The sequence below is a fragment of the Neolewinella persica DSM 23188 genome, assembly GCF_000373105.1.
Lineage (GTDB): Bacteria > Bacteroidota > Bacteroidia > Chitinophagales > Saprospiraceae > Neolewinella > Neolewinella persica.
Genome location: NZ_KB890417.1, coordinates 157,471 through 173,244 on the forward strand (window position 1 = coordinate 157,471; position 15,774 = coordinate 173,244).

General features: G+C 51.0%; 13 protein-coding genes. 9 read left to right on the forward strand and 4 right to left on the reverse strand.

All coding sequences use genetic code 11. The features are described 5' to 3' along the window. Positions 1 to 126 precede the first annotated feature (126 nt). Positions 127 to 1,644, reverse strand: a complete 1,518-nt coding sequence (locus B036_RS0104875) for an FAD-dependent monooxygenase (protein ID WP_020567568.1) — start codon at positions 1,642 to 1,644, stop codon at positions 127 to 129. Between the two features lie 156 nt (positions 1,645 to 1,800). Between B036_RS0104875 and B036_RS0104880 the strand changes: the two genes are divergently transcribed. Both B036_RS0104880 and B036_RS0104885 read left to right on the forward strand, forming a co-directional pair. After that, a complete protein-coding gene (locus B036_RS0104880; protein ID WP_020567569.1) occupies positions 1,801 to 2,262 on the forward strand; it encodes a T9SS type A sorting domain-containing protein in 462 nt (153 codons plus the stop codon). A gap of 19 nt (positions 2,263 to 2,281) precedes the next feature. Next, entirely contained in the window at positions 2,282 to 3,238 is a 957-nt protein-coding gene (locus B036_RS0104885) for a hypothetical protein (RefSeq protein ID WP_020567570.1), read from the forward strand. Between the two features lie 185 nt (positions 3,239 to 3,423). On the opposite strand, the gene B036_RS0104890 is transcribed toward B036_RS0104885, so the two are convergent. Together B036_RS0104890 and guaA are read right to left on the reverse strand one after the other, a co-directional pair. After that, entirely contained in the window at positions 3,424 to 4,971 is a 1,548-nt protein-coding gene (locus tag B036_RS0104890; protein ID WP_157472039.1) for an ABC transporter substrate-binding protein, read from the reverse strand. Further along, the gene (gene guaA / locus B036_RS0104895; protein WP_020567572.1) at positions 4,928 to 6,472 is read right to left on the reverse strand and encodes a glutamine-hydrolyzing GMP synthase; all 1,545 of its coding nucleotides are present in this window, start codon (positions 6,470 to 6,472) and stop codon (positions 4,928 to 4,930) included. Before guaA ends, B036_RS0104890 begins: the two co-directional genes overlap by 44 nt. 554 nt (positions 6,473 to 7,026) lie before the next feature. On the opposite strand from guaA, the gene B036_RS28105 reads away from it, so the two are divergent. The 6 genes from B036_RS28105 (at position 7,027) to B036_RS0104925 (ending at position 12,653) form a co-directional block, all read left to right on the forward strand. Next, entirely contained in the window at positions 7,027 to 8,811 is a 1,785-nt protein-coding gene (locus tag B036_RS28105; protein WP_044101823.1) for a Na/Pi cotransporter family protein, read from the forward strand. Positions 8,812 to 9,051: 240 nt separating this feature from the next. Continuing rightward, complete coding sequence (locus B036_RS0104905) at positions 9,052 to 9,546, forward strand: sterol desaturase family protein (protein ID WP_026231707.1); 495 nt, start codon at positions 9,052 to 9,054, stop codon at positions 9,544 to 9,546. A 128-nt stretch (positions 9,547 to 9,674) separates the two neighbouring features. Continuing rightward, positions 9,675 to 10,241, forward strand: a complete 567-nt coding sequence (locus B036_RS0104910; protein ID WP_020567575.1) for a hypothetical protein — start codon at positions 9,675 to 9,677, stop codon at positions 10,239 to 10,241. 280 nt (positions 10,242 to 10,521) lie between these two features. After that, positions 10,522 to 11,151, forward strand: a complete 630-nt coding sequence (locus B036_RS0104915) for an outer membrane beta-barrel protein (RefSeq protein WP_020567576.1) — start codon at positions 10,522 to 10,524, stop codon at positions 11,149 to 11,151. Continuing rightward, positions 11,148 to 11,624 (forward strand): hypothetical protein, encoded by a 477-nt coding sequence (locus B036_RS0104920; protein ID WP_020567577.1) that lies wholly within the window; start codon positions 11,148 to 11,150, stop codon positions 11,622 to 11,624. The genes B036_RS0104915 and B036_RS0104920 overlap by 4 nt, the downstream gene beginning before the upstream one ends. 129 nt (positions 11,625 to 11,753) lie before the next feature. Further along, positions 11,754 to 12,653 carry a Ppx/GppA phosphatase family protein gene (locus tag B036_RS0104925; protein ID WP_020567578.1) on the forward strand — a complete coding sequence of 300 codons (900 nt, stop codon included), beginning with the start codon at positions 11,754 to 11,756 and terminating at the stop codon, positions 12,651 to 12,653. Positions 12,654 to 12,713: 60 nt separating this feature from the next. On the opposite strand, the gene B036_RS0104930 is transcribed toward B036_RS0104925, so the two are convergent. Next, on the reverse strand, positions 12,714 to 14,087 hold the full coding sequence (locus B036_RS0104930; RefSeq protein WP_020567579.1) for an RtcB family protein: 1,374 nt from the start codon (positions 14,085 to 14,087) through the stop codon (positions 12,714 to 12,716). A gap of 447 nt (positions 14,088 to 14,534) precedes the next feature. On the opposite strand from B036_RS0104930, the gene B036_RS0104940 reads away from it, so the two are divergent. Next, positions 14,535 to 15,542, forward strand: coding sequence for a helix-turn-helix transcriptional regulator (locus B036_RS0104940; protein WP_020567581.1), 1,008 nt, complete (start codon positions 14,535 to 14,537; stop codon positions 15,540 to 15,542). Positions 15,543 to 15,774: the final 232 nt, after the last annotated feature.

Here is a 15,774-nt window from a genome sequence, read left to right on the forward strand (position 1 = left end):
GTAAAACGATCCGTCAGATGGCCAACAATGACTTGGACGGTCGTCCGATCAATTCTTTTAGCCTGGCGTAGCAGGATAAAAGTTGGTCTGACGACTAGGGCCTGTGCAATTTGTACTACACCCCGTTCAACCTACCCTTAATTGCTCCAATACCTTCTCCAGGTCATCCCCAAGGTAAGCGATGTGGTTATCTGGGCGCAAGACCACAAAAAATTCGAATTCTCCGCCAAATACATCCTGGAGTTTTTCGAATACAATGGGCTTTTGAGTGACGCTGCTAAGGTCAAACTGCTCCAATAAGGCGGCAGGGCCAAACCATAGCAACTTATAGTCATCCGACCTGATTTCGTCAAATACGCTGTTTCCCGAAGGAGTTATAAAATAAGGAAGCCGGTCGCCGGCAGAGACTGCCGCCAGGCGGCCTGGCTCGGTAAGCGGGCTGTCCGGATAGGAAATACTCAGCTGCGCCAGAGAGGAAAAAGCCTGCTTGTTCCCGAGTCGGGTGGTGGTCAGCATCTTGACGAAAAAGGGAAAAACGTTTAGTTTCAGAAAACCTAACCAGGGTTGCTCACCGGTCATGAAATCAAATTCGAGGTCAGAAGTTGCCAACAGTTGGCGGGCAACGGCCATACGCTCCTGATTGTAACTCTCCAGAAGTTCAGGCTGTCCCTTTTCTTGCAGGGCGAAGGATAGTTTCCAGGCCAGGTTATTGGCTTCATGAATACCACTGTTCATCCCCAGTCCGCCGGCGGGGGTATGGATGTGGCTGGCGCCGCCGGCCAGGAAGCATCGGCCATCGTAAAATTTACTCGCAATACGGCGGTGCACCTTGTAGGTAAAGAAGCCCATCTCTTCCTCAAACTTAACGGGTGTTTTTAGCTGCCCCCCGATGAATTCACGTACATCCGCAAACGTGGTGGTCTCTTTGTTTTGCTGGTCGTCGGGCAGCAAGCCAACAATACGGTAGTGCCGATCCCCTTCCAGGCCGAAAAGCAGTACGAATCCCTTGGCCGTCAGGTTAAGGTATCCTTCCTTCTTGTTGATGAGGTCACTTTGGATTCGGACATCGGCCACATAGAAGGTTTTCGCCTCCGTTTTACCTTCGTAGGTTAGTCCGAGTTGCTGGCGTACAGTACTACGGGCGCCATCACAGCCTACCAGGTAATCCGCGGTTAAGGTAGAAATTTTCCCTTCCTCATCCCGACAAGTTACGGTAACCCGATCTGCTCCGTTTTTAACGGTCAATAGTTCCTCTCCCCGGTTTACAGTTACGCCGTGCCGGTCAAGATAATTGATGAGGATGGCTTCGGTTTTTTCCTGCTCGATGTTGAGGACGTAGGGGAATTTTGTGAGGCCACGCCCAAATTCGGTAAGCTCTACTACCTCCGATATTTGGCCATTCGTCATGATGTTAATCCGTTCCATCACCTGGCCCTGGCTGATGATTTCATCCGCAAGACCAATCTCATCGAATGCTTCCATTGACCGGGCATGGATTACCATTGCCTTGGAGTATGACACCGGTTCCCGGACCTTTTCGATCAGAACGACGTCAACTCCGTAATGACGAAGCATACAGGCCAGGGATAGTCCGGTAGGACCAGCTCCGACGACGATGACCTGGGTTGATTGCTGGGTAAGCATAGCGTTTCTTTTGAGACTTAGGTATTATGAAGGAGGGAAAGTAAGCAATAATTATTACGGCAGGGTGACAATCGTAACGAACCCCAATTTTAATGCATAAAGCAGCAGTGAAAGTCCTAAGGCATCACTCCTCTTGTCCCTTCTAATTCCCATCCCATGCCAAAACTAACCACCTTTCTGGTCCTTCTCCTTTTCTTCTCCCTGGGGACCCTAACTGCCCAGGAGACTTTCCGGCAATTCGTCCCTGCCGCCAATGAGGTTTCCCTTGCTGATGGCACCGAGGTTACCTGGTCGCTGGGAGACTTATTTGCCGACGACCTAACGGGCGTTCAAATCATTATCACCTCTCAGTCCGAACAGCAGCTGGCCCATTTATACGGGCTAAGGCTACTGGGGAATCCCACGGCCGCCATCACCCGGCTGGAGCTGACCGATCCACTCCCCATCTCTTACCAACTATATGACCTCCAGGGGCGGGTGCTCCTTACCCAGGATGCCGGCCGCGCCATGCGCCACGACATTGACCTGGGTATGCTTCCTGCACAAACCTACCTCCTCTCCGTCTTCACCACCGAAGGCAAGCGCCTATTGGCTACTTATCGCATCCAGAAACTATAATCCCTTTAATTCCCATATTATGAACCGCTTTTTAACGCTCTTACTCCTCCTGGTCTGTACTTTCCAACTGTCCGCCCAAGCACCTGAACTGATCAAGTTCCAGGCCATTGCGCGTGATGCAGACAACAATGCCATCACCTCCGCCATTGATGTGCGGCTTACCGTACTGAAGGGCAGCGCCAATGGAACTGTCGTATACGTCGACGAACAAACCGTGACGCCCAACAGCCGCGGGCTGTTTGCAATGAACTTGGGTGCCGGCCCGGCCTCTGGCAATTTTACCAACATCGGCTGGTCTACCGATGATCATTTCCTGTTGGCGGAAATCCGCCAGGCCATTGGCCAGCCGTATGAGGCATTGGGGGCCGCTCAACCCATCCTCAGCGTCCCCTACGCCCTTTACGGCGAGGATGATGACGCTGACCCCCAGAACGAGATCCAGACCCTAAGCCTTAGCAGAGCGGGCAACATTATGCTCAGTCGAGGTGGTGGCTCCATTGACCTCAACCTGCCCACCAGCCGGATCATCAGCGTCCCCGCCGGGGCCCTGGATTACAATTCTAACAGCACGATCATTACCAACACCGGTACGGGCCTGGTTTGGGAAAACAGTTTCTCCAATTCCGCCTCGATCTTTTTAGCAAAGCCTGCAGATTATAGCGGAGGGGACGTCACCTTTAAGCTTAGTTTCCTCATATCGACTAATAACAGTGGTAACGTCGATTTCTTCATCCGACCACGCTCCTATAACAATGGTTCCACCTTTGGTGATGCAGGCAGCGTTGCCGGAACCGCCGTCTCTGTAACTCCAACTACCGGTTTCGGTCGCATCTACGAACAAGAAATCACCATTCCTGCCAATCGGCTGGCTGGTGACTGGTGGCTGATTTCCATTCAGCGAAATTCGAATACAACCAACGCACTGACCAACGACGTGAATGTACTGGGGACTTCGTTGGAGTTTGGGGTGCGATAGCAACCTGACCTCGAAGCGTTGTGTAGCAACCTTTGAGCGTCCGGTTGCTGGTGATCGGAGGGCTAAAACCGCAGCAGGTCGGACGTTAAAAGGTCCCTGCGGGACGCTTCGAGGTCCGCCTGCCATAGAAAAGGGGATAGAGCATTGCCTGCTCCATCCCCTTTTCTTCGCACCTGCGGCCGCGCCTAATTGACGCGCTTAAATGCGTACTCTTTGAACTGAAGGATGTTCACATACTTATTTTCAAAGCGATCCAATTGAGACTGCTCGAAATTAGTAGCACCAGCTGGCACCACCGCCACCGGCTCGAACCGGAAACGGGTATGCAGCAAGTCTTCTGGGTTGGCCTCCAACGCGTACTGAAAACGGGTCCCATTCTCGGCGGCCATTCGCAGGAAGTAGCGGGTTACATCGTACCCGACGTAAGCCTCATCCCTCGGAAGGGCAGCGTAGCGCTCGAAGAACTTACGCCGAAACTCCCGTACCGCCGGATTCAGCTTATCGACGTATACACTGCTCGAAACGTGCACGTTGGTACCTTCGTAGTAATCAAAATTGATGCGGGTAAAATCAATCCACTGAGGCAACCCGTACACCGCCACGTTACGACCAAAATCGTCACGTGTTTCCGAGTACAATACCCGGAGGAAGTTGGCTACAAAAGACTCATCTTCATAGATGGGAACGATGAAAACTGTTTTCCGGCCGCGCATGTATTCGCTCAGGTTGGTGTTCTCATTATTCATGTCCACCTGCACCTCTTCAAGTGGTTCGATTTGGGCATTGCCCGTCAGAATTTTGTATTCGTCCTGGAGATAACCCAGGCGTGCCTTTTGGTTAGGGTCCATTCCCGTTACCAGCACAATACGGTCGGCCCGTTGCGTTTGGTAGGCATGCCGCAGCAAGGAGCGCATGTGCGTTTCCAGGGTAGGGTTCACCTGAATATAGTTGGGGTTATTCTGGCTTACACCACCAGCGGCGCTGTAGGGAGAAATTAACACCGTTTCTTTTCCCCTGGCTGCTTCGGCCAGCGTAGTCACGTTGTTCTTAAGATATGGGCCGATGACCAACTGTGCCTGGTTGAATTCCGGGCTGGCAGTAATAATTTGCGTCTTCTCGGAGCTCGCCCGGGTATCCTGAACGTTAACGTTGTAGTTAACGGTTCCCCGGCTGCGCATTTCATCGAGGGCAATTTTTGCACCGCTGTAAAAGTGCAAGGCCCAAATGGAGTTGGGGTCCACATTGTCCTCACTACCGAGGTAGCGATCAGTCAGGAACGGTAGGGCAAAGTCTACGTTATACCCGCTAAGGAGGCGAGACCCCGTGGGAGTCGTTCCCGTTTGCGTGATCGGACTGGTTCCGGTGCCAGTCGTCGGATTGGTCGTTGGGTTGGTCCCCGGGATAAAGTCCGTAACGCCTTCTTCAACGATGGGTGGGGTTCTGTCTTCGGGGACGATCGTCCACCGGATAGTGTCCATCCGGTCTGTAGGCGCATTGGCTACATAGACATAGGTACCGGTTACCGGATCGTAGACGCGGCGGCTCTGCACCGGATCCAATTCGGGGTCATCCGTATTGGTTTGGTCGGTGCGATTTGTCCGGTCCGGATCGGGAGTGGAGATGGGTTTGAAGAGTTCACAGGAAGACAGGCCGAGCAGCGTGCAAGCCAGCAAGGCGAAAAATCCAAGTTTACTCCCACTCAATTGTGGCTGGTGGTTTTGTGCTGATGTCATAGACGACTCGATTAATCCCTTTAACGTTATTGATGATCGAACTGCTGACCGAGGCCAGGAAGTCGTAAGGTAGGTGGCTCCATTCGGCGGTCATACCGTCGGTTGAATTTACGGCACGCAGCGCTACTGCCTGCTCATAGGTACGTTCATCACCCATTACCCCAACGGATTGAACGGGTAAAAGGATGGTACCAGCTTGCCATACCTTATCGTATAAACCGTATTCCCGCATTTTGTTGATGTAGATGGCGTCTGCTTTTTGCAGCAAATCCACCTTTTCGGGGGTAATGTCTCCCAAAATCCGGATGGCCAGCCCCGGGCCGGGGAACGGATGGCGTTTGATCAGGTGATCTGCCATGCCCATTTCGGTACCAACGCGGCGCACCTCATCCTTGAAAAGGAAGCGTAGCGGCTCTACGATCTTCAGGCCCATTTTGGCGGGCAGCCCACCAACGTTGTGGTGGCTTTTGATGGTTACCGACGGACCGTGTACGCTAACGCTTTCGATCACGTCGGGATAAATGGTCCCCTGTGCGAGGTACTTGATGTTGGTCAGTTTCTTTGCCTCCCGGTCGAATACATCGATGAAGGTCTTACCGATGGCTTTGCGTTTTTTCTCCGGGTCGGAGATACCGGCGAGGGCATCATAAAACTCCTGCTTGGCGTCGATGCCGGTTACGTTGAGTCCCATGCCTTCGTAGCCCTTCAGCACTTCTTCGAATTCGTCTTTACGGAGCAGTCCGTTATCAATGAAGAAACAGAACAGGCGTTTGCCGATGGCTTTATGCAGGAGTATGGCAGCCACGGAGCTGTCTACACCGCCACTGAGGCCAAGAAGTACGCGGTCCTCTCCGCCGATCTTGGCCTGGAGTTCGGCCACGGTATCGTCTACGAAGTGTGCGGGTGTCCAGTTTCCGGTACAACCAGCAATGTCGATCACGAAATTTTTCAGTAAGTCCTTACCGTCCAGGCTATGGTACACCTCTGGGTGGAATTGGATGCAGTAGACCGGCGCGTTGAAGGCACCTGGCTTGCTGCCGAAGGCGGCTACTTCCACGTCGGCCGTACTGGCCAGCAACTCAAAAGATTCGGGAATTGCTTTAATGGTGTCCCCGTGGCTCATCCATACCTGGCTGCCGGTTTCGAGGCCGGCAAAAAGGCCTTCCGGCTGGTGAACCCGGGCGAGGTTGGCTTTGCCATACTCGCGCGTATCACTTCGCTCTACCCGCCCGCCGAAATGCTGGGCGATGTACTGGGCACCGTAGCAGATGCCGAGTACCGGCCGCTTGCCGATCAGGGGTTCAAGATTTGGGTGCAGGGCTTTCTCTTCGCGTACCGAAAAGGGGCTTCCGCTGAGGATAACCGCCTTGATCGTATCGTCCAACACTGGTACCTTATTAAAAGGCACAATCTCGCTGTACACGTTGAGTTCCCGTATACGGCGCGCAATCAACTGGGTGTATTGGCTGCCAAAGTCTAGGATGAGAACCTTTTCCGTCATAGAGGGCGAAGGTAGGGGTTTAGTCTTTTAGCCTGTTAGTCTTTTGAACTTTTAGTGTCTGCAGGGCGCGGCCGCAGGTGCAAGGAGAAGCTTTGGGAGCAGCGCTAAGGGGTGCCTGCCCCGTTTAACTTCCGTCGATTAGTTCTGCTTTTGCCCGCAAAACGCCGGCGTTTTCCTAAAGTCTTCCCCGTAAAGAGTGGGAGAAGTACTGACAAAGCTGCTCAAAAAAGCCCGGCAACTCATCTTATGGCTACCTACCTGATTACTAGTCCTAACGAGAAGCTGCAAGTGTTCAAGGGAGAATAAGAACACCCAACATTACCAGCCCTGGCCTCAATTAAAAGCGCGCCCACTTCATTTGGGAACTCAAAATTTATTCCTTTACTTTAGGTGTACGGCGAAAAATACAATTAAGTTGCTATACTCATCAATAGGTAGTCTGAGAAACTACGTGGCGCTGAGCGCCTGCGAAGGCTACTTCTCTCCAGTCAACTGCATCCCAAACATCTACGGTTTGGGTATAGCTTTTTAAGCGCCAAAAACAAGTTCAGTCGATGATAAAAAAAGCATTTTTCCCTGTTCTTCTTTTGTTGTTGGGGTGGGCACTTTTCATAAGCCCGACGGTTAAAGAGGTAGCTGCCGGTGTCGCTATTCTTCTTTTCGGAATGATCATGCTGGAAGAAGGATTCAATGCTTTTGTTCAAGGGCCTTTGCAAAAACTGTTGCGGCGGGTTACTGACAAGCTGTATAAAAGTTTGGGACTGGGATTCATCACAACGGCATTTTTGCAGTCCAGTTCTTTGATCAGCGTAATCACCATTTCATTCCTCAGCGCTGGCTTGATTGAACTTCATGCAGGGATAGGCATCATTTTCGGGGCTAATTTAGGAACTACAGCAACAGCCTGGTTAGTCTCAATTTTTGGTTTGAATATTAAAGTATCGGCTTTAGCAATGCCGATGCTTGCCTTTGGAATCCTCTTCGTATTTCAAAAGACAAAAAACCTGAAGGGCATTGGTTACATTCTGGCCGGGCTGGGTTTCTTTTTCCTTGGGATCCACTTTATGAAGCAAGGTTTTGATGTTTATCAGGACAGCATCAATCTGGCCGACTATTCGATGCCGGGCTTCTGGGGGCTGATCATTTATACCTTTATTGGAATTATCATCACCCTTATTTTACAATCCAGCAGTGCAGCCATGGCATTAATACTCACCGCACTTGCAGTGGGGCAAATAACTTATAACAATTCCCTGGCACTCGCTATCGGCGCGAACGTTGGAACTACCATTACCGCGATAGTCGGATCACTGACTTCTAATGTTGAAGGAAAACGACTTGCCGGAGCACATCTGATTTTCAACCTGGTGACTGGTCTCATTGCCCTTGTTTTTATTGGACCGTTTGGGCAATTGGTGGACTTTATTTCCTCCTCAACTGGTATTGCTCCGGACAATTACCCCATCAAACTATCTATTTTCCACACAGTGTTCAACCTTACCGGGGTAATCGTAATGGTGCCATTTGTTAATCCTTTGGTCAAAGGATTAACAAAAATGTTCGTTGAAAAGAAAAAAGTTGATAAAATAGAACATCCCGTATACCTTAACCAAAGCGTGCTTGCTTACCCGCAAACGGCCCTACGTGCGCTTCTGAACGAAAGTAAAAGGTTGTTTGAAAAGGCAACTTTTGAGATTGTTGCTCACGGTCTCAATTTGCACATAACGGATATAGTAGGCGATGAAAAATTAAAAAATATAATCAGGAAGTCTAATGCGGAACTTGACATCGACATTGACGAACTGTATTATAATAAAGTAAAAATAATTTATAGTAAAATAATCAAATACGCGACCCTGGCGCAGAGTAAATTCCCCTTGTTGCCTAAAACGATGGAGACATTTACACGGATCAAGTTAGCCAATCGAAATATAGTAGAGACCATTAAAAGCATTCGTGGCTTGCGAAAAAACGTAAACCACTACATGCTCTCCGACAACAAATACATTAAAAAAGAGTATAACGAAATGAGGCATAAGGTTTCTCGTGTTCTGCGGGAAATTCACATTACCAAAGAGCAAAAAAGCCCCGAACTTCATTTAAAAAGACTCGAAGCATTAAAAGAGAAAGCGAATAAAAGCGATGTACTAACAAATGGCACACTTGACAAATTGATTAGGGAGCAGAAGATTTCCAGCGTCATGGCAACATCTCTGGTCAATGACAGTAACAAAGTGGCAGACATTATGAAAAAACTGATTGAGACTGCAGAATTGCTCTATATAGATAGTGACACGCTCATAAGCTTATCGGAACAGGAAGAGGTAGCGCATGGTTAGCGAAGGGAAGTAAGTATGGAGGCTGAAGCTTGCGCAGTAAATTCCATTGAATACATGCCGGAAGGCAATCAGCCATGCTGTTAGTCCAACACCCGTTCCTGGGGCAACACTCAATTCCTCTTTCCCAAATTCTTCCCTGCTATGCTCCGGGAGCCTGCCGGAGGCATTTCTGTCTGGACTAAAATCCCTCTCCGAGCTACCTTCACTGAACCATATTTGCTCCCTGCTGTTTTTCCCGGTATGACGGCATTACTCTATTTAGGCATCACACTGGCCACCGTAGCGGGCATGGAATTCGTCGCCTGGGCGGCGCATAAGTACCTTATGCATGGTTGGCTGTGGAACTGGCATGAAGACCACCATCGCCCACACCATGAAGAAGACGGTTTTTTTGAAAAGAACGACCTGTTCTTTCTTGTTTTTGCGATCCCCAGTGCTGCCTCCTACATCATCGGCTTAAACGTGGACAACTTGTTCTGGCTAACTTTTGTAGGTATCGGCATCAGCATTTACGGGCTGATCTACTTCCTTATCCACGACGTCTATATCCATCGTCGGTTCAGCTGGTTCAAGCAACTTGACAGCAAATACAGTCGCGCCATCCTGCGGGCACACGGCAACCACCATGCCGTTACCGAAAAGGATGGCTGCGAAAGCTTCGGCCTGCTGGTAGTGGATGACAAGTACTTCGGCAAGCGAAGTGAATGGCAAAAGAAGGAAGAGGTTAGTTCATAGTTCAGTAGTTCATAGCCGGCAAAATTTGTCGCGAAATTTGAAGTTAGTACCTTTATCCGGAGGTAATAATCCTCGATACTACGGTATACAGACTATTTACTACCGACTATTGAACCATGATCTAAGTAATGGAAGACCGTCTTTTAGATAAAATTGCCGAGCCGTTCAACCTCAATCTCCCGGAGTATGCTTCGATGGAGGAAATGATTGACAACTTGCTACCGGTGGTTGGAAAGTATAGCGATCCTTCGCTGGCAGATGAAGACGCGGCGATATACAAGGTGGACTGGGTCAAAATGACCGATGTTCCCGGAGTTAAGGTAGTTAGTTTACACACGTTTATGGCCAACAGCGGAGAAGTCCGCATCGCCAACGATGGTAAGATGGACGCCATGTCGTTTAAAGTGCTCACTTCTAAGCGTGTTATCGTTGGCCAGAGTATCCATCGGGAAGCTTATATGTATGAGCTGGCCTTTATGGACAACGATTTCCTCATTCTGAAACGTCACGGCAACGAAGCCAATTTTCAACGCGGTAAATATCTTTTTTACTGCCGGGAGGCCATCGGAACCCGCCTGGAGTGGCACGAGGCGTTGGAACAAATTGCCGATAAATACCGCAATAACAACTTCCCATGGTGGATTGTGGTGGTGGTATTAGTTATCGTAGTAGGGGCGCTGGCTTACCTTCGGTAGGTGTCAGGTGTCAGGTGTCAGGTGTCAGGTGTCAGGTGTCAGGTGTCAGGTGTCAGGTGTCAGGTGTCAGGTGTCAGGTGTCAGGTGTCAGGTGTCAGGAAAATAAATTGCCAAGGGCAATTCAACCATTTTTTTCTGGTTTTATTTTAATAAAGATCCCAAACACGAGTGGGGTGGGCCGCCTCATGCGGTAGCTGCAACCTGCAACGCGCCGAAGGCGCTCTGCAACAGCGAACGCAGTGAGTGGCTGCAACCTGTAACTATGCATTACCTTTGTCCCATGCGAAATTACTTGCTGTTAACCTTACTGCTATTGCTTGGAGGGAGCGCGCTGCGCGCGCAGACGTTCCGGGCCTCCCTGATTGCCGGTGGCAACTTCAGCCAGATTGACGGAGACGACCTATTCGGCTTCCACCAGTTGGGCGTAAACGCCGGTATTCGGGTAGTAGCCTTACTGGGAGACCGCTGGCGGGTAGGCCCCGAAATTCTCTTCAGCCAGCAGGGAGCCCGTCGCAAAAACAACTCCTTCGAAATCAGTGCTTTTGACCGGTTTGACCTTAGCACGCTGGAAGTTCCCATGATGGTGTACTTCAAAGATTGGCGGCTGACGGCGGAGGCGGGTTTCAGTTACCAACGGTTGTTCAATTACACCATCATTAGTTCAGGAGGTGAAGACATTACGGCCGCCACACCGCTGAATGATAACCTGGTGGCTTTCAAGGCCGGAGTTACTTTTTTTGTGACGCCTCGTTTCGGAATGAATATGCGATGGTCGAAGCACATCACCGATATTGACCCCAACGACAGTATAAATACTTCTTTTAAAGGCAGAAGCGTAAGCGTACGCGCCATCTTCACCCTCGGCCAGGGAGAAGACATCCCTAAACCTCCAACCGAAGAAAAACGATGATCCGTAGTTCCCTCACCCTGCTCCTTGCTCTTATTTTTTGCACCTGCGCGCCGTCGCCCAAAACGGAAGCATCTGAAGCTGTGACAGCCGATACTGCCGGCAATCTCACCTACCCTTCCATCGATCTCGACCGGTTGGTGTACTTGTGGGAAAACGCGACCTATATGGACGCTACGTTCTACACGTTGCCCATCTCCATCAATCAGAGTGAACCCGACCAGATTAAGCAAACGATCGCAACCATTGGTGAAGACCCAATAATGCTCCCCACCACCTGCAAGGCAGCTGGCCATATCTGGTTTCAGGTCAACGGTGTAAACGTAGAAGAAGCCGACATCTACTTCTCCCCCGGCTGCGTGGGATACGTTTGGTATGAGGAGGGTAAACCCGCCTATTCCAACCAGATGACGGAGGTTGGGGCTAACTTCTACAATAACATCATCAATTCGGTCCAACAGCAACAACAGCAGTAGGCGATCGCTGTGCGGCCCCCGGCAGACGCGCTGTGCGCTGGCAGATAACCTACAGTCCTGGTAATTCATCGGCTACTTCACGGGGCAGTTCGCCTCGTTCGTTTTCACGCCCCATTAGACTAGAACAAAATGCGCCGAGCCGTTATTGACCTGGGAACCAACACCTTCCATCTACTCATCGCCGAACTCTCTGAAGATGGGCAGCTGACGGAAATTTACCGGGAACGTATCTTCGTAAAATTGGCGAAAGAAGGGATTGCGACCATTGGCCCCGCCCCTTTTGATCGGGGAATTTCGGCTTTAAAGCACTACCGAAAGGAGCTGGATAAATATGGTGTTGAAAACTTAACGGCCATTGGCACCGCTGCGCTGCGCACCGCGAGCAACGGCCCTGAATTCGTGGCTACAGCACTAAGGGAAGCCAGGATTACTATTCAATTGATTTCCGGAGACGAGGAAGCTCATCTCATCACCGCTGGTGTCTTACGGGCCATTCCTGTCCCAACGGAAAACATTTTGATCATGGACATTGGTGGTGGCTCTACGGAGTACATCATCGCTGGAAAAGCAGGCGTGCACTGGCGGCGATCCTTCCCCATCGGCGTTTCCGTACTATTCAATGAATTTCATCATGCTGACCCGATCACGGCAACGGAAATTCAACGGTTGGAAAGACATTTACGGGAACAACTCAAGCCTCTGTCCACCGCCCTGGCTGCCCATCCTGCACACCACCTCGTTGGTGCCGCTGGCACCTTCGACGTGCTCGCCGGCGCCCTGCGCGACCACAATGCCCCCGCTCACCCAACCAGCCACCAGCTAAGCCTTAGTGGCTTCCCGGAGCTGTACCAAACCATCACTTCCGCAACGCTTGCTGAAAGGCTCGCCCTGCCGGGAATCCCACCGGAACGTACAGACATGATCGTGGTGGCCATGACCTTATTGCGATTCACGTTCGAGTTAGCGGGGATTGAGCGGGTAACGGTTAGTGATTATGCGATGAAGGAAGGGGTGTTGATTAGTTCCTAGTTCAATAGTCTGGTAGTCTATAGCGTGGTACTATGAACTACCAGACTATTGAACTAGGAACTAACGCTGCCCACGGCGGCGGCGCCAGGGCGCATCCTTCTGCCAATCTCCCGCCATGATGCACCCGTATGGCATAATACGGTCAACGACTTCGCCGAGGCCGAACTCCTCCATCTGGTCCTGAACGTTTCGGGCAGACTTGTAGGCCGATGGCAATTCGGAAATATCAATTTCTCCGGAGAAGAAACGGACATCCAGCCCGGCAGTCTCTTCGGCGAAGATGGCTTCCACCGTCTGGCCGTCCTTACTACGCTTATGTGCAGTTCGGGATACATTCCGGCCAGCACCATGGGGTGCAAAACCGAGGTTAGTCTCCGTGGTTTCACCCTTCACGATCAGGATGGGCTCGGCCATATTGAGCGGGATGAGGCGGAGACCGTTTTTGGCGTCAGGGACGAACTTGTCATCCAGGGGCGTAGCGCCCTTGGCGTGGTAGAAGTCCTCTCCGTCTTTGAACACGAAATTGTGCTCGTTCCAGAAACGATCTTCTACGCCAACTTCAGCGGTGGCAGCCGTAGCATCGTGCAGTACGGTGTGGTTCAGTTTGGTCCATTCACGAATGAGCTGGAGGGCTTCCCAATATTGTTTTCCCTCGGGCTCGGTGTACGGGATCCAAGCGTTCTTCGGATCGGTCCTGGGAGACAGTTCCCGGCGAAACGCCTCTGCTACCTTCATGCCCTTCTTATACAGGTAAGCGCCCGGTCCGCGGGACCCATGGTGAGTCACCATAATGGTATCACCGGTAGATTCGGACCGGCCAACGTACAGGAAGTGGTTACCGTCTCCCTGGGTACCCAGGTGAGAAGAGGCCATAGAACGGGCTTTATTGTCGTTCAGGAATGCATTGGCTGCCATCCGCTCGCGAAGGTCCTTTGGCAACGGGAACTCTGCATGTCGATCACGACCACCGCCACCGAAGTGGGTGATGGAATGGGCGGCATCGAGGATGGCCTTAGGATCGGCCGCACCGAAGTTGGTCATCATGACGGAACAACATATATCCGCAGAGTGCATGGCCGGGTGAATGGCGTTTTTGGTCACCACTACCCCACCGACAGGGATTTGCCCCTTACCGCCGGTAGGGCAGGCATCGGGCATCACGGCGCCGGCAACGATGGTGGGGGTTTTCATCAGCACGTCCATGGTGGCAAAAACGTCAATTACGTTTTGGGCTTCATCTTCGGTTTCCGCCCGCAGGTTACGGTGGTAGGCCAAAGGCTCATCGTAAGGATCGATGGTTTGCGGCTCGTTGGCGTCGAGGTAATCCGTCAGCGCCTTGCCTTCCAGCTGGTGTTTGTTTGCGAATTCAAGCGCGGTGGAGAACCAGGCTCCTGGCTTATATCCGAGGTCAACCAGGGTTTTTCCAGTAATCATGGGTTGTTTATTTTGTTGATGCTGCAAGATATTCGGAGATGTGCGCAATTGTTTTGCGTAGTTGGGGATTTAAAGTAAATTTGCCGTTAACAATCTCTCCTGCTTGCATCGCTCGTGCGCCTCTCCCCCGGAGAGGGGTGACACAAGCATTATTATTTTCAGGTGAAATGGAAAATGTTCCAGGGCCTCAAACTTATTGTCTTTAACGCTCACTGCACCTGCGGCCGCGCTAGAAAAGTATTCAGGGATCAGCATTCAGGAACCAGTTACAGGGATCAGGTATCAGTATTCCTAATCTTCTACTCAATGCCCTTAATGGTTCCTCCAATACTCTCTTCCTTAATGGAATTTCTTAATGCCTGAATGTCCTTAATGGTTCCTCCAATGCCCCTTTTCTTAGTGCAGCACTTAGTGCCCTTAATACCTTAGTGGCTCAACCCTCCCCCCATGCCCACCAACAAAAACGCCCTGATCCGCTACCGTACCATTGACAAGTGCCTGCAAAACACTGGTCGAAAATGGACGCTAACGGACCTGATTGATGCCTGCTCTGATGCCCTGTACGAATATGAAGGTAAAGACACCTACGTGAGTAAAAGGACGGTGCAGCTGGACATTCAGTTCATGCGCAGCGACAAGCTCGGCTACCTCGCCCCCATCGAGGTGTACGGGAAAAAATATTACCGCTACGCGGAGCCGGGGTATACCATTACGGAAGTCCCCCTCACCGAAACGGATCTCGATATCCTTTCGGAATCAATGGTCATGTTGCGGCAATTCAAGGATTTCTCTCTCTTCACTGAACTCAATGGCGTCATTCAGAAATTAGAGGACAAAATTTACCGGGAGGCGGAGGACCTGGAACCGATCATTCACCTGGATAAAAACGAAGGCCTGAAGGGCCTGCAGCACCTCGACACGCTTTACCAGGCCATCCTGAAGCGCGTCGTACTCAAGCTGACGTACCAGTCTTTTTCTGCCCGCAAACCCGATACTTTTTCCTTCCATGGGTTCATCCTTAAAGAGTTCAATAACCGCTGGTTCCTGGTCGGCAGAAAGCACAACACCAAGCCAATTCTGACGCTTGCGCTAGACCGGATCAGCCAGATTGATCTCGATCTGAAAACGGATTACGATCGCCGGGATTTTTCGCCCTCCACCTACTATCAGGATACGTTTGGGGTAACGGTCTACAATTCCCCTCCTGCGGAAATCGTACTATGGGTGAGCCGCAATAATACTCCTTACGTTCTAACCAAGCCCTTCCATCATTCGCAGCGAGTCATCGAAACCAGGAAAGACCGTAGCGTCGTCATCGGCCTTACACTACATATGAATTTCGAGCTCGAACGGCTCCTCCTCGGTTTCGGAGACGGGATGGAGGTGCTGAAGCCGGCGGCACTCCGGAAGCGGATTAAGACTAAGCTTACGCGGGCCAGGGGCTTTTATGAGTAAAGTTGTAGGGGCGGAAAGGGGGCAAAGGGAGTGTTGGATTTAACCACTAAGGCATTAAGGGCACTAAGGAGCTACACTTAGAAAATAACCATTAAGAACATTCAGGCATTAAGGAGAAGCCGGACTGATTAACCACTAAGGCATTAAGGGCACTAAGGAGCTACACTTAGAAAATAACCATTAAGAACATTCAGGCATTAAGGAAAAGCCGGACTGATTAACCACTAAGGCA

Coding starts and splice junctions, on each gene's coding strand:
- B036_RS0104925 (WP_020567578.1), top strand. CDS start 11,754: ATGCGCCGAGCCGTTATTGACCTGGGAACCAACACCTTCCATCTACTC.
- B036_RS0104910 (WP_020567575.1), top strand. CDS start 9,675: ATGGAAGACCGTCTTTTAGATAAAATTGCCGAGCCGTTCAACCTCAAT.
- B036_RS0104885 (WP_020567570.1), top strand. CDS start 2,282: ATGAACCGCTTTTTAACGCTCTTACTCCTCCTGGTCTGTACTTTCCAA.
- B036_RS0104890 (WP_157472039.1), bottom strand. CDS start 4,971: ATGACATCAGCACAAAACCACCAGCCACAATTGAGTGGGAGTAAACTT.
- B036_RS0104940 (WP_020567581.1), top strand. CDS start 14,535: ATGCCCACCAACAAAAACGCCCTGATCCGCTACCGTACCATTGACAAG.
- B036_RS28105 (WP_044101823.1), top strand. CDS start 7,027: ATGATAAAAAAAGCATTTTTCCCTGTTCTTCTTTTGTTGTTGGGGTGG.
- B036_RS0104875 (WP_020567568.1), bottom strand. CDS start 1,644: ATGCTTACCCAGCAATCAACCCAGGTCATCGTCGTCGGAGCTGGTCCT.
- B036_RS0104930 (WP_020567579.1), bottom strand. CDS start 14,087: ATGATTACTGGAAAAACCCTGGTTGACCTCGGATATAAGCCAGGAGCC.
- B036_RS0104915 (WP_020567576.1), top strand. CDS start 10,522: ATGCGAAATTACTTGCTGTTAACCTTACTGCTATTGCTTGGAGGGAGC.
- B036_RS0104880 (WP_020567569.1), top strand. CDS start 1,801: ATGCCAAAACTAACCACCTTTCTGGTCCTTCTCCTTTTCTTCTCCCTG.
- guaA (WP_020567572.1), bottom strand. CDS start 6,472: ATGACGGAAAAGGTTCTCATCCTAGACTTTGGCAGCCAATACACCCAG.
- B036_RS0104905 (WP_026231707.1), top strand. CDS start 9,052: ATGACGGCATTACTCTATTTAGGCATCACACTGGCCACCGTAGCGGGC.
- B036_RS0104920 (WP_020567577.1), top strand. CDS start 11,148: ATGATCCGTAGTTCCCTCACCCTGCTCCTTGCTCTTATTTTTTGCACC.